This window comes from Rhizomicrobium sp., assembly GCF_056722145.1.
In genome coordinates, this window is sequence record NZ_JBWZET010000042.1 from 1 (window position 1) to 12,720 (window position 12,720).

Annotated in this window: 13 protein-coding genes; 7 read left to right on the forward strand and 6 right to left on the reverse strand. The window is 64.4% G+C overall.

Annotation, left to right across the window (positions count from 1 at the left end; all coding sequences use genetic code 11):
• On the forward strand, positions 1 to 436 hold a 436-nt coding region (locus tag AC1P6P_RS02580), incomplete at its 5' end, for a DUF6491 family protein (RefSeq protein ID WP_481400871.1).
• A 190-nt stretch (positions 437 to 626) separates the two neighbouring features.
• Here AC1P6P_RS02580 and AC1P6P_RS02585 read toward each other — a convergent pair.
• Entirely contained in the window at positions 627 to 1,598 is a 972-nt protein-coding gene (locus AC1P6P_RS02585) for an asparaginase (protein WP_481400872.1), read from the reverse strand.
• A 138-nt stretch (positions 1,599 to 1,736) separates the two neighbouring features.
• On the opposite strand from AC1P6P_RS02585, the gene AC1P6P_RS02590 reads away from it, so the two are divergent.
• Positions 1,737 to 2,264 carry a TrmH family RNA methyltransferase gene (locus tag AC1P6P_RS02590; protein WP_481400873.1) on the forward strand — a complete coding sequence of 176 codons (528 nt, stop codon included), beginning with the start codon at positions 1,737 to 1,739 and terminating at the stop codon, positions 2,262 to 2,264.
• Here the strand turns inward: AC1P6P_RS02590 and AC1P6P_RS02595 are convergent.
• From AC1P6P_RS02595 to AC1P6P_RS02610, 4 genes are all read right to left on the reverse strand, one after another.
• On the reverse strand, positions 2,261 to 3,490 hold the full coding sequence (locus tag AC1P6P_RS02595; RefSeq protein WP_481400874.1) for an MFS transporter: 1,230 nt from the start codon (positions 3,488 to 3,490) through the stop codon (positions 2,261 to 2,263). The two genes, AC1P6P_RS02590 and AC1P6P_RS02595, sit on opposite strands and share 4 nt — an antisense overlap.
• Before the next feature lie 113 nt (positions 3,491 to 3,603).
• Positions 3,604 to 4,848: an MFS transporter gene (locus tag AC1P6P_RS02600; RefSeq protein ID WP_481400875.1), complete on the reverse strand. Its 1,245-nt coding sequence runs from the start codon at positions 4,846 to 4,848 to the stop codon at positions 3,604 to 3,606.
• A 131-nt stretch (positions 4,849 to 4,979) separates the two neighbouring features.
• Positions 4,980 to 6,203, reverse strand: a complete 1,224-nt coding sequence (locus tag AC1P6P_RS02605) for a PAS domain-containing protein (RefSeq protein ID WP_481400876.1) — start codon at positions 6,201 to 6,203, stop codon at positions 4,980 to 4,982.
• Positions 6,204 to 6,314: 111 nt separating this feature from the next.
• Positions 6,315 to 7,538 carry an MFS transporter gene (locus AC1P6P_RS02610; RefSeq protein WP_481400877.1) on the reverse strand — a complete coding sequence of 408 codons (1,224 nt, stop codon included), beginning with the start codon at positions 7,536 to 7,538 and terminating at the stop codon, positions 6,315 to 6,317.
• A gap of 130 nt (positions 7,539 to 7,668) precedes the next feature.
• Between AC1P6P_RS02610 and AC1P6P_RS02615 the strand changes: the two genes are divergently transcribed.
• The 4 genes from AC1P6P_RS02615 to rlmN all read left to right on the forward strand — a co-directional run bounded on the left by AC1P6P_RS02615 (position 7,669) and on the right by rlmN (position 11,085).
• Positions 7,669 to 8,418 (forward strand): ABC transporter ATP-binding protein, encoded by a 750-nt coding sequence (locus AC1P6P_RS02615; protein WP_481400878.1) that lies wholly within the window; start codon positions 7,669 to 7,671, stop codon positions 8,416 to 8,418.
• Positions 8,418 to 9,206, forward strand: coding sequence for an ABC transporter permease (locus AC1P6P_RS02620; RefSeq protein WP_481400879.1), 789 nt, complete (start codon positions 8,418 to 8,420; stop codon positions 9,204 to 9,206). The genes AC1P6P_RS02615 and AC1P6P_RS02620 overlap by 1 nt, the downstream gene beginning before the upstream one ends.
• 73 nt (positions 9,207 to 9,279) lie before the next feature.
• Positions 9,280 to 9,795, forward strand: coding sequence for an invasion associated locus B family protein (locus AC1P6P_RS02625; protein ID WP_481400880.1), 516 nt, complete (start codon positions 9,280 to 9,282; stop codon positions 9,793 to 9,795).
• Between the two features lie 174 nt (positions 9,796 to 9,969).
• A complete protein-coding gene (gene rlmN / locus AC1P6P_RS02630) occupies positions 9,970 to 11,085 on the forward strand; it encodes a dual-specificity RNA methyltransferase RlmN (RefSeq protein WP_481400881.1) in 1,116 nt (371 codons plus the stop codon).
• Between the two features lie 509 nt (positions 11,086 to 11,594).
• Here rlmN and AC1P6P_RS02635 read toward each other — a convergent pair.
• Entirely contained in the window at positions 11,595 to 12,173 is a 579-nt protein-coding gene (locus AC1P6P_RS02635; protein WP_481400882.1) for a hypothetical protein, read from the reverse strand.
• Between the two features lie 113 nt (positions 12,174 to 12,286).
• On the opposite strand from AC1P6P_RS02635, the gene AC1P6P_RS02640 reads away from it, so the two are divergent.
• Positions 12,287 to 12,586, forward strand: a complete 300-nt coding sequence (locus AC1P6P_RS02640) for a hypothetical protein (protein ID WP_481400883.1) — start codon at positions 12,287 to 12,289, stop codon at positions 12,584 to 12,586.
• The last annotated feature ends 134 nt before the right edge of the window (positions 12,587 to 12,720 follow it).

Below are 12,720 nucleotides of genomic sequence, written 5' to 3' on the forward strand. Positions count from 1 at the left end.
GTTCTCAGGAGTACTGGCAACGATGAAACGAGAAATTGTCCTTGCGGCGCTGCTGCTGGCTTCCGCTCCGGCCTACGCCGACGACGCCAAGCCCGCCCCCGCAAACGTGTGCCTGCGCCACCATGATCTCGACGGCTTCGGCGCGCGCGACCGCCACTCGATGGTCGTCAACGATCGCTTCGGCAAGAAGTACCTCGTCAGCCTGGCCGGGCTGTGCGACGACATCGATTTCGCCTTTGGTGTCGGGTTCCGGCCGGTCGGCGGCGCGAATTTCGGCTCCTGCCTCGACCGCGGCGACCGCGTCGTGATGCGCGGCGGCGGCGCGCTGCCCGGCAACAACACCTGCTGGGTGACCAAGGTCCAGCTCTATTCCAAGGACATGGAAGCCGCCGACAAGCAGGCCCGCGCCAACAAGCAACCCCTGCCGGCGTTCTAGCTGTTTGTCATCCCCGGCTGAGCCAGCGCAGCGCAGCGAAGGAAAGGGGATCCAGGTCGCTGAATTGTGCCTGTCTTGAAGGATTCGCAAGGTGCCTCGTCGTCGGCACCTGGAATATGTTTCGACCTGGGCCCCCTTTCCCTCCCATTCGCAACGCTGCGCGCCGCGAATGTTCGGCCGGGGGTGACAATTACGCTTGAAGCCCCCGCAGCCCTTCCGCCGCCCGGATTTCGCCGACCGTGGCGCCGCGGGTGTTGAGGATCGGGGCGGTGGCGAAACCCGCCGCCAGCACGCCCAGCTTTTCGAGAACGACCGCGACGGCGATCTCGGCGGCCCGCACGGCACCGTCGTCGATCTTGAGCGCGACGCCGAGACCCAGTTCCGGCAGCATGGCGGCATAGACGCCCTCGGCCCCAACCTTCACCACCGCCTTGCCGCCGGCCGCCTGCATCAGGGTGGTGCAGAACCGGCCGGTGCCTCCCACCAGTTCGGGATAGGTCGCCATGGCGCGCAGGATGCGATCGGCGCCCGGCGTCTGGCGTCCGGCGATGCGGGCCAGCGCCCTGGCGAACGCGGTCAGGGGCAGGGCGAAGTTCGGCGCCGCACAGCCATCGACGCCCCACGCCGGATCACGCCATCCTGACAGCCGAATCACCGAGTCGAGAATCGCTTTCTGCACCGGGTGAGCGATGGCCACATAATCGGCTGTCGACGCCCCCAGATGTTTGGCGACGGTCAGGAAACCGGTATGCTTGCCGGAACAATTGTTGTGGACTTTCGAAGGCTTCTGCTGAGTCGCTAACAAATCCTGCGAAGTCGGTCCGTGGCTCGGAATTTGCGGTCCGCAGAGCAGATCGGCTTCGGAACAGCCGATTCGTTTCAGCCACGCTGCCACGCGTTCCGTATGCATCGCTTCGCCGGAATGCGAGGCGCAGGCGAGCGCCACTTCTTCGTCCGAAACCGCAAATGCCTCCGCCGCGCCGCTCTCGACCAGCGGTAACGCCTGGATCGGTTTCAACGATGAGCGGGTGTAGATCGGGGTTTCGACATCCCCGACCGCCAGACGAACCACGCCTTGGGCATCGACCAGCGCAACCGCGCCGCGATGGATGCTTTCCACCAGCGCGCCGCGGGTGACCTCGACAAGAACAGGGTTAGGCATGGGATATCGTCCGGAATGGCGCCGGCACACTCCGGCGGGCGGCCACCGGAATCAACCCCGCACCGCCTCGGGGGAGGTATGCGATTGCGTGTTGGACGTTGGGGAACTAAGCAGGGCGCAGCAAGGCGAGGGACACAAATGCGCGGGTATTTCGGCGTCGGAGTGGACGGTTTGTCGAAGGCGATGAACCTCGGCAACCTGTCGCGCATCGCCAATGCCTTCGACGCCAGTTTCTTCTTCACCGTCAATTCGCACCACAAGCTGGCCGACGCCCAGTCCGACACCTCCCGCGCGCAGCAGGCGATGCCATACTACCGCTTCGCCGACATCGGCGAGTTCCGTCTGCCGATCGGCTGCGCCCTGGTGGCGGTGGAAATCACCGAAGACGCCGTGGAGTTGCCGCGCTTCCGCCACCCTTTGCGCGCCGCCTACGTCTTCGGGGCCGAGCGGCTGTCGCTGTCGCAAGACATGCTGAAGCGGGCCGACCATGTGGTGAAAATCCCTATGAAGTTCTCCATCAACGTCGGCATGGCGGGGGCGATCATCCTCTACGACCGGCTGATCAGCCTGGGCAACTATCCGCCGCGGCCGTTGATGCCGGGCGGGCCGCAAGTGCTGCCGCCGCCGCACCAGTGGGGCGCCCCGCTGGTCCGCGACCGGCGCTAGCGCGAGGCCGCTTCGCAGCGACGGAGATGAAGCGCGAACGCCGCGATCGCCACAAAGCACAGGCTCGGGATCACCATCACGTACGGCACGGTCGCCGGGGTGGTCACGGCATCGAGCAGGGCCAGCACGAGCGGGCTGCCGGCGGCGGCGAACAGCAGCATCGCCGATGCGGTCTTGGCGCCATTGCCGAGGTCGCGGATCGAGCTGGCGAAGATCGTCGGGAACAGGATCGACACGAAGAAGCTGGCACCGACCAGGCACTCGACGCCGAAAAATCCATGCGTCAGGGCGGCCGTCGCTGCGCACAGCGCTCCGCCGACAGCGAACAGCGCCAGCACCAGCGCCGGGCGGATGCGGAACATCAGTGCCGTGCCGACAAAGCGGCCGACCGCGAAGGCGACGACGTTCCACAGCAAAACCTGATTGGCCGCCGCGAGGCCGATGCTCGACACTTCGGTCAGCACATAGCGGACGGTAAAGGCCCACAGCACCGATTGGGTGATCGCCGACAGGAACTGGGCGCCGACCCCAAGCATGAAACCGCGATTGCGGAACAGCGGTCCGAAGGTCTTGACGGTCGGCACGTCGTTGGTGGCGCGGGCGATGGCGAGCGGCGGGAAATTGGTCTTGTCGACCAGGAAGGCGAACAGCAGCACGCCGCCGCCGATGAAGTAGAGCGGCATCGCCAGCCAGTTGGCAACGTAGACGACGGGGTGGGCGGCGCTGGTCGTCAGCATGTACTGGCCGAGCATGAAGCCGCCGACGACGCCGATCGGGTTCACCGCCTGCGCCAGGTTGAGGCGGCGTACCGCGTTCTCCCGGCCGCCGAGAAAAACGACCATCGGCTGGGCCGAGACTTCGAGAATGGCGAGACCGGAGCCGATCACCACGGCCGCGCACAATAGCCAGGCGAAAGCGTGCTGCGTCGCTGCCGGATAGAGCAGGAACATGCCGACCGAAAACGTGCCGAGGCCGAACACGACGCCGGATTTGTAGCCGAAATTGCGCGTGATCAGCGCCGCCGGCAGCGCCATCAGGCAATAGCCGAAACACAGCGTCCAGCTGGCGAGCTGTTCCTGGGATTCCGCCAGCGCGAGAGCCCGCGAAAAACTCGGCAGCAGCGTATAATAGAGCTGCTGCGCCAATCCCCAGAACGCGAACATGCAAAGTGTCAGAGCGATCGCGATACGATAGGTGCGTTTGCCGTCACGAGGTTCGCTGGTCATAGGAGCGGGTCCTGTTGCCGCGCCAAACTAGGCCGCAGTGATTAAGGCGCGCTTAGAACCCGCGCGGCAAAGTTGCGTTGATAGCGTTATCGTAACGATCCGTCGCAGGCCGGTTACAAGCGTGGCGCAACGCGCCGGTAGTAAAGGCCGAACGCGGCGATCGCGGCGAAGCACAGCGCTGGCACCAGCATCACCAAGTGCACCGTCGCCGGACTGGTGACGACGTTGAGCAGGGCCAGCACCGCGGCGCCGCTGCCGGCCGCGAACATCAGCATTGCGGCGCCGGTCTTGGTGTCGCCGTCGAGATCGCGGATCGAACTGGCAAAGATGGTCGGGAACAGGATCGACCAGAAGAAACTCGCCGCCACCAGCGCTTCGACCCCGCTGAAGCCGCCGTGCAGCGTCGCCACCAGTGTCGCCACCGCGCCGCCGCTTGCGAACACCGCCAGCAGCACCGAGGAGTCGAAGCGATACATCAGCGCCGTGCCGACGATGCGTCCGACGATGAAGGCAAACAGGCACCACAAGAGCACGTCCTTGGCGCCCGCTTCGCTCATGCCGGCGACTTCCGCCATGGCATAGCGCACGGCAAATCCCCACATCACGACCTGCGCCACCGCGCAGAGGAATTGGGCGCCGGCACCGAGCATGAACAGTCGGTTCTTGAACAGCGGCCGAAAGCTTCTCACCGTGGAATCGTCCCGGGCGACGCGCGCGATGGCGACCGGCGGGAAGGCGGCGGTATCGACCAGGAAGGCGAAAAACAGCACCGCGGCGCCGATGAAGAACAGCGGCGTCACCAGCGCGCCCGCGGGATCGTGCCCGGCGTGGGCGGCGCTGAGCTTGAGCAGGTGCTGGCCGATGAAAAAACCGGCGACAACGCCGATCGGATTGAGCGCCTGGGCGATGTTGAGCCGGCGCACCGCGGTTTTCCTGTCGCCGAGGCGGACCACCAGCGGATCGGCCGATACTTCCAGGATGGCAAGCCCCGAGCCGATCACCACCGCCGCCAGCAGGAACCACGCGAACGCATGCTGCGCCGCCGCCGGATAGAACAGGAACAGGCCGACCGCGAAGGTGCCGAGCCCGAACACCACGCCCGACTTGTAGCCGACGTTGCGACTGATCAGGGCGGCGGGAAGCGCCATCAGGTAATAGCCGAAACTCAGCGCCCAACCGGCGAGGCTTTGCTGGTAGGCATTGAGCGAAAGCGCGGTCGCAAAGTCCGGCAGCAGCGTGTCGTAAAGCCGGTGCGCCAGCCCCCAGATCGCGAACAGGCACAGCGTCAACGCGATGGCGACGTTATAGGTCTTTGACCCTTCGCGATTTTCCGCAGTGTCAGGCGCAGCGCTGTTCATGGCGCACAAGATAGGAGCACCGAGTTAAGGGAGGTTTAGTACAAATACCCACGATCCAATCTGATAGCGTTATCAGCGTTCACGGTTCTACCGGCTTGGGAAATCTGAAATTTTCATGCGCGTAAAATCTCTCACGCGGCGGTCCGTTCCAGCCAGCGGGCATAGCTGATCAGGCCTTCGGTGCCGTTGAGGATGCGCTGGTTGCAGCGATCGATGGTGGTGAGACCGGCGGTCACCGAAGTCTGCAGGGCTTCGAGTTCGGTGAGCAGTTCGGTCAGGCTTTCGCCGATGCCACGCTGGCGGGCGCATTCGACCATGCCCATGATGCGGGTCACTTCGAGCGCACCGGCCATGCGTTTCATGTCGTCACACTGGCGGCGGAAGATGCGGGCCCGATCGGCAATCCCTTGCAGGCCCTCGGTGGCGAGGCGCTGATAGGCATTCATCTGGGTTTCGAGCCGCGGAATTTCGTCGCCGTGACGGGCGCCTTCGCCAACGGCCTCGCGGCGGAACAGCGCCAGCAGTTCGCTCTGCACGAGGGCGGTGCAGGTAAGGAACAGACCGGCATAAACGGTGTCGAGCACTTCGTTCGCTGCACTGGTGAACTTCGTCAGGCTGGCGTTGATCTGGGCGCAGATGAGATCGTAGTTCTTGGAGATCTGCCCGGTGACGGCGCCGGCGTCGCCGAGCTTGGCGGCCTGCACCTGGAAATTCAGCGACACGCGCTCGTTCTTGGCATAGCTGGCCGAAACCGTGGCCGCTTCCGCCAGCAGCGTGCGGGCGCTGGTCAGGACATCGCCGAAGCGCTTGATGCGGGCATCGCTGGCGCGGTTCAAGGCGCCGTCGCGCGCCGCCACTTCGCCGGCCAGGGCCTCGGCCATGAAGGCGGCATAGTCGCGATAGCCGAGGCTTTCGAGCCGCTGGAGCAGCCGCGCGTAGCTGTCGGCGGGTGTCGGCTTTTCGTTGATCTCGATCTGCCGCAGCGCCTCGTATTCCTTCTGGATGATGCGAAACAGCGGCGACGACGGCTTCAGGCGCACCGACAGGTAGCCGCCTTCGATCGGCGTCACCACCGCGAACACCCAGTAATGGCGGCCGTCCTTGGTGCGGTTCTTGACATAGGCGCCGACCGGCAGGCCGGCCTTGATGCGGTCCCACAGGACATAGAACACGGCGCGCGGCATGTCGGGATGGCGCACCAGCTTGTGGGCTTTGCCGATCAGTTCGTCCCAGGAATAGCCGGAGACGCGCTGGAAAACCGCGTTGCCCGATTGGATGATGCCGTGGCTTTCCGTGCGCGAGAAGAACAGTTCGTCGAACTGGAACGGCATTTCGTCGGGGCTGTCGTCGGCCATGGGGCGGCACTCTGCGTTGCGGAGCCGATTTAAACGCGGAGGAGTTTCATTTGCCTTTCGGCGGAGCCTCTGGCGCCCTTCGCGCGCATGAGGAATTGTACGTATGACGCCCTAAACGTGGGATTTTTCCATGCGATTGAGGCGCAGCACGACGATGGTGACAACGCCAAAACACGCGGCCGGCAGGAACATCACCAGCGGCAAGAGGCGGGTGGTGTTGGCGACCGCCAGCAGGGCAAAGACGCCGGTGCCGGTGAAGGCGACGAACTGGGCCACGGCGGCGGCGGATTTGGCCTTGTCGCCGAGATCGCGCAGGGCGACGGCGAAGGTCGTGGGCACCAGGGTCGACATGAAGAACGAGGTGGCGATCAGCAAGCCGATCGCGACCGGGCCGCGGGTCACGGCGCTGGCCACGGCACACAGCGTCGCCAGGATGGCGTAGCTGGCGACCAGCCGCAACGGCGCGATCGCGCCCATCAGCAGCGGTCCGGTAAGGCGGCCGACGAGCAGGGCCAAATAGGCGCCGACCAGCACCAGATGCGCCGTCTGCGGCGGCAGGGAGGGCATCACGAAGCTGCTGTATGCCGGTGCGAAGCCGGCAATGATGATCTGCGCGAACAGGCCGAGCGACATCGCCAGCAGGGCATAGCGAAAGTCCTTGCTGCGCAGCGGCGGCAGGAACGTCGGCAAGGTGCGATCGTTATGGCCGACACGGGCTTCCGCGATGGCCGGGAATTTCACCATCTCGGTGACGAACGCCAGTGCGATTGCGGCGACGCCGATGGTTGCGAGCACCTTCACCACACTATCGACGAACCCGGGATTGCTGCCGGCCCCCGCCAGTACGTTTTGCGCAACGCAGAAGGCCGCCAGGGCACCGAGCGGCGATAGCGCGTCGGCCAGCACGGTGCGCTGGATGGCACCCTGCCGCGATCCCATGAACACGACCAGCGGCAGCGCCGTCACCTCGACGATCGCCAGTCCCGATCCGAACACGGTGGCGGCGGCGATGAACAGCAGCACCGAGTGGCTTTCCACCGCCGGGTAGATCAGGAAAATGCCGACCGCGAAGGTACCGAGGCCGAACAGCATGCCGATCTTGTAGCCGAAGTTGCGGCTGATGAAGGCGCCGGGCAGGGTCATCAGGAAATAGCCGATGGCGACGGCGGAGCGCGTCATGTCGGCCTCGGCCGGCTTCAGCAACAGGCCGGCGCCGAGCCCGGGCAAGAGGCTGGAAAAAAGGCGATGGGCGAAGCCCCAAAGCCCAAGGGTTGCGGCCGTCAGAACCACGGCAGCCCAAAATCCCGCTCCTGTGGCGACGCGCTTCCAATTCATGACAGGTGCTCGAACATTGCGTCAGGCGAGGATAGGAGCCGGTCGTTAACAAGCTTTGGCTGCGGCCACCCGCGACTCGCGCAAATGCGGGTTTTCAAGCAACCGTCTGGCGTGTTAGGGGAACGCCATCATGGCTCCTGCACTTTCCATCACCAATCTCCGCAAGGTCTACCGCGGCGGCACCGTTGCCGTGGACGGCCTGTCGCTCTCGGTGGAAGAGGGCGACTTCTTCGGATTTCTCGGCCCCAACGGCGCCGGCAAATCGACCACCATCCATTGCGCCACCGGCATTGCGACGGTGACCAGCGGCAAGGTGGAGGTGTTCGGCGTCGACGCGGTGAAGGACTACCGCCGCGCCCGCGCCCTGGTCGGCCTATCTCCGCAGGAATTCAACGTCGACGTCTTCGCCACACCGGTGCAGATCGTCGATTGGGTCGGCGGCTATTTCGGCATTGCGGCGGCCGAGCGCAAGAAGCGCATCGACGAGCTGATGCAGCGCTTCGATCTCACCGATCATATCAAGAAGCCGTTCCGGGCGCTGTCCGGCGGCCTCAAGCGGCGGGTGATTTTGGCGCGGGCGCTGATCCACAAGCCGCGGCTGCTGATCCTCGACGAGCCGACCGCGGGCGTCGATGTCGAGCTGCGGATCGATTTGTGGCGCTATCTCTCCGAGCTGAACCGCGACGGCACCACCATCCTGTTGACGACGCATTATCTCGAAGAGGTCGAGCGGCTGTGCCGCAACATCGCCATCGTCGCCAAGGGCAAGATCGTGCGCCAGGGCCCGAAGGAAGACTTTCTCGCCGGCGACGGTATCGAGGGCGCCTATCTCGCCGCCACCGGTGCTACCCCCGACCACATTGCAGCCGGAGCGGCCTGATGGAACACGCGGTCTCCACGCCCACGGTCAATTGGATCGGCCTTTGGACCATCATCCGCCGCGAGATTTCGCGCCTGTTGCGGGTTCCGATCCAGGCGTTCATCGCGCCGTGGGTTTCGGCGCTGATGTTCATCTTCATTTTCGGCTTCGTCGTCGGCCCGCGGATCGCCACCATCGGCGGCCACAAATATCTCGAATTCGTGCTGCCGGGCGTCCTGATGATGAACATCATCAACGCCGCGTTCCTGCAGGCGACGTCGCAGGTCTATTTCCAGCGTTTCATGAAATACGTCGAGGAGGCGCTGGTCGCGCCGCTGTCCTATGCCGAGATGATCGTCGGCACGCTGGCGGCGGTGATGTTCCGGACGATTTCGACCGGCGTCGGCATCCTCGTCATCGGCATCCTGTTCGGAGCGGTGCGGCTGCATTCGCTGCCGGAGTTCCTGTTCTGGCTGGTGGTTGTGTCCGGCATTTTTGGGCTGCTCGGGATCGCCGTCGGGCTGTGGGCCAAGAGTTTCGAGCAGCTCACGGTGCTGAACATCTTCTTCATCACGCCGCTCAGCTTCGTCGGCGGCGTGTTCAACACGGTTTCGATGCTGCCGCCGTGGCTGCGCTGGCTCGCGTGGGGCAATCCTTTCTTCTATTTCATCAATGGCCTGCGCCATTCGATGCTCGATTTCAACGAGGCGCCGGAGCTGCTGGGAGCGGTCTTGTCATTGACCTTGCTGGCGATTTTGTCGATCGGGGTGTGGCGGCTGTTCTCGGTCGGCTACGGCCTGCGCGAATAAGCCCTTAATCTGTCGTTTACGCGCGGGAATCAGGCAATTATTCTGCGCGCTGCTTTGCTCCCGAGGGAATCTCATGCCGTCCGTTCGCGCTGCGCTGTGTCTGGCGATGCTGTTGGCCGCTCCGGCCTTCGCCGCTGATCCCACCGAACTCGGCAAGTTCAAGAGCTGGACGGCGATGACCGCCGCGAGCGCCGAGGGCAAGGTCTGCTATGCGCTCGCCACGCCGGCCACGATGCTTCCCAAGAAGGCGCCGCGCGGCAAGGTCTATGTCCTGATTTCGGTGTGGCCGGGCCTTGGACGCCGCGACGAGGTCGAGATCGTGCCGGGCTATCTCTACAAGGACAACGACACGGTCGTCGCCCAGGTCGGGAACCTGCGGACCGAGTTCTTCACCCGCAACGACGGCACGCAAGGCTCGGCGTGGGCCAAGAGCGTCGAGGACGACGCCGCCCTGGTCGCGGCGATGCGCGGCGGCTCAACCCTGACGGTCACCGGCATGACCAAGAAGGGCGTCAAGACGACCGACACCTATTCCCTCAGCGGCATCGCCGGCGCCATCGAACGCGCCCACCGCGAGTGCGGGAAGTAGCTCGTTTTGTCATCCCGGGCGGAGCGCTGGCTGTGCAGCAGCGAGTGCGCAGACCCGGGACCTACTGCGAAATCTGGGAAACGGGTCCCGGATCGCGCCCAGTTGCCGGCTAAGGGCAACTCCTTGGGCGCGTCCAGGATGACAGCTTGGGTTTAATTGTTCTAGTACTCCCCCATGACCGCTCCCCATCCCCTCATCGGCCTGACGCCCGCCGAGTTGAAAACCGCGCTGGTGGAAGCCGGTGTGCCGGAAAAGGCCGGCGCCATGCGCACGCGCCAGGTGTGGAACTGGCTCTACGCCCACGGCTGCCGCGATTTCGCCGCCATGACCAATCTGGCCAAGGATTTCCGCGCCCTGATGGAAGCGCGCTTCGTCATTGACCGGCCGGAAGTTGTCACCGAACAGATTTCCGCCGACGGCACCCGCAAATGGCTGCTGCGCGCCGGTGGGCAGGAGTTCGAGACCGTCTACATCCCCGAGCCCGGCCGCGGCACCTTGTGCGTGTCGAGCCAGGTCGGCTGCACGCTCACCTGCCGCTTCTGCCACACCGGCACCCAGAAACTGGTGCGCAACCTGACGTCCGGCGAGATCGTGGGGCAGGTGATGGTGGCGCGCGACGCCCTGGGCGATTGGCCGAGCACCGGCGAGAACCGGCGCGTCACCAATGTCGTGATGATGGGCATGGGCGAGCCGCTCTACAATTTCGACAACGTCAAGCAGGCGCTTTCGATCGTGAGCGACGGCGATGCGCTGGCGTTCTCCAAGCGCCGCATCACGCTGTCCACGTCGGGCGTGGTGCCGATGATCGCGCGGGCGGGCAGCGAGATCGGCTCGGCGCTGGCGATTTCGCTCCACGCCGTGCGCGACGAGGTGCGCGACGTGCTGGTGCCGATCAACAAGAAGTACCCGATCGCCGAACTCTTGGAGGCCTGCCGCACCTATCCCGGCGTCTGCAACGCCCGCCGCATCACCTTCGAATACGTCATGCTGAAGGGCGTCAACGACAGCCTCGCCGATGCGCGCGAGCTGGTGAAGCTGCTGAAGGGCATTCCGGCCAAGGTGAACCTGCTGCCGTTCAACGCCTGGCCCGGCAGCCCGTATGAATGCTCTGAATGGGAGCAGATCGAAACTTTTGCTGAGGTGTTAAACCGCGCCGGCTACGCCTCGCCGGTCCGCACCCCCCGCGGCCGAGACATCATGGCCGCCTGCGGCCAGCTGAAGAGCGAAAGCCTGAAACAACGGGCGAGCGAACGCTACGCGGAAGTGGTGAGCGGACAGGTGGGGAAGTAAGCTTCCCACGCCCCTTGTGGGGCCGATAGTGCCAGCGTATTCGGCGCGCAAAATTCCCGACGCCGCACACTTCGCCGCTAAGTGCTAGATTTTGCGGGTGAGGGGGTTTCGTCCCATTGCCCCTCACCTGAAAAATCATCGGACTTAGCGCCGCGCCATTCTTTGTGTTTCGAGATAGGCGCCGGCGCGCCGCTAAATCCGTGATTTTTCTTCCTCTCCCACGAAGGGGAGAGGGATGCGTGTGGACCCCATCATCCCGGACGTGCCGCAGCGGTTTCGCCGTTTGGCACGAAGGCGCGATCCGGGATCCACGCCGAAATCTGTCAGACGCTGAAGTGGTTCTCGGCTCGGCAACACCAAGGATCACGGTCCGCATTGCCAAATCCCATCGTTCCCGTCCAACACTGGGGCGGGAATCTTCTCTATGTTGTCAATTGCTCCAACACCCTGGCGCTCCGCTTCATGCTTGCTTCGAAAACGCGGTAGCGATCAAGCAGGCGTTCTGACCGTCACTTCGCGAAATGCTTATACGCGGCGACCATCGCCTTGTAGATGGGCTGGCTGGCCTCGAATCCCGCATCGTCGGCAGCATCCAGCATCAGCATGACGAAGAATTTGCCGTCGGCATCGCCGTCCACCGTGTAGGAAATAAGCTGGCTGTGGCCGTCCTTCAGCTTGGTGATGCGAAAGGTGCGCAGCTTGCGGCCGTCGGCCGTGGCGAGCGGTTCGATCTCGGTAATCACCGCGTCGGGATTGTCGGCGCGGGTTCGGCCGGCATCGTTGGAGATGAAGCGATCGAGCTGGGCCGCGGCCGGTTGCGACGGCTCGAATGTGTCGTCCGAAATATTGCCGGTCAGGACGATCGCCGAGTCGTTGAAATTTTGCCCGTCCCGCACCAGGATATTGGCTTCGAAATGCAAGCTGGCGTCGGCGTCTTGATGCCAACCCGGCATCGTCGGCAGCGCCGGCCAGATGTGGAAGCAGATCGCGCCCTGGGCGCAGTTTATAGTTGCCGTGCGTTCGATGTCGGCCGTTGCGGAAGTGGTGACGAGAGCCGCAACGGCAGCCAATGTCAGACAACTGCGCATGATGAATCCCCCTGCGGATACGCCAGTATAGCGCACATCGGGCTGGCGCGGCGCGACTTGTCCGCCACCCTGCGACTCTGATTTGGTAGGTCGGCAAAACGAGGGGACGATCCATGGCGGTCAAAAAAGCGGTGCGGACAGCGAAAGTCACGAAACGGAAGGCGGCCAAGAAAGTCGTGAAGAAAGTCGTGAAGAAGGCGGCGAAAAAGGTTGCCAAGACGCCGGTGAAGAAGGTTGCAAAGAAGCCGGCCAAGAAAATCGTCCAGACGCCGGCGGCTAAGAAAACCTCGACCCTGACCAAGCTCGAACAGGCGCTGTTCACGCGCATGGTGGAACTGGACGAACTGGCCGCCGACGCCGGCCTTGCCGGAGCCGTGGCGCCGAAGAAGAAGACGAAGAAGGCGAAGCGCTAAGCCCGCCACCTGCTCGACCGCACCGCCGCCGGCAGTTGGGCGCCGAGCGGGGCCGGACTTGTTGGCATGGGAACTTTGCCGTAGGCGTCACAAAGCCTCGCCGGGGCGCTGGCCTTGTGCTGGTGCGATCGGGG

Coding starts and splice junctions, on each gene's coding strand:
- AC1P6P_RS02585 (WP_481400872.1), bottom strand. CDS start 1,598: ATGCCTAACCCTGTTCTTGTCGAGGTCACCCGCGGCGCGCTGGTGGAA.
- AC1P6P_RS02605 (WP_481400876.1), bottom strand. CDS start 6,203: ATGGCCGACGACAGCCCCGACGAAATGCCGTTCCAGTTCGACGAACTG.
- AC1P6P_RS02590 (WP_481400873.1), top strand. CDS start 1,737: ATGCGCGGGTATTTCGGCGTCGGAGTGGACGGTTTGTCGAAGGCGATG.
- AC1P6P_RS02625 (WP_481400880.1), top strand. CDS start 9,280: ATGCCGTCCGTTCGCGCTGCGCTGTGTCTGGCGATGCTGTTGGCCGCT.
- rlmN (WP_481400881.1), top strand. CDS start 9,970: ATGACCGCTCCCCATCCCCTCATCGGCCTGACGCCCGCCGAGTTGAAA.
- AC1P6P_RS02635 (WP_481400882.1), bottom strand. CDS start 12,173: ATGCGCAGTTGTCTGACATTGGCTGCCGTTGCGGCTCTCGTCACCACT.
- AC1P6P_RS02615 (WP_481400878.1), top strand. CDS start 7,669: ATGGCTCCTGCACTTTCCATCACCAATCTCCGCAAGGTCTACCGCGGC.
- AC1P6P_RS02595 (WP_481400874.1), bottom strand. CDS start 3,490: ATGACCAGCGAACCTCGTGACGGCAAACGCACCTATCGTATCGCGATC.
- AC1P6P_RS02620 (WP_481400879.1), top strand. CDS start 8,418: ATGGAACACGCGGTCTCCACGCCCACGGTCAATTGGATCGGCCTTTGG.
- AC1P6P_RS02610 (WP_481400877.1), bottom strand. CDS start 7,538: ATGAATTGGAAGCGCGTCGCCACAGGAGCGGGATTTTGGGCTGCCGTG.
- AC1P6P_RS02600 (WP_481400875.1), bottom strand. CDS start 4,848: ATGAACAGCGCTGCGCCTGACACTGCGGAAAATCGCGAAGGGTCAAAG.
- AC1P6P_RS02640 (WP_481400883.1), top strand. CDS start 12,287: ATGGCGGTCAAAAAAGCGGTGCGGACAGCGAAAGTCACGAAACGGAAG.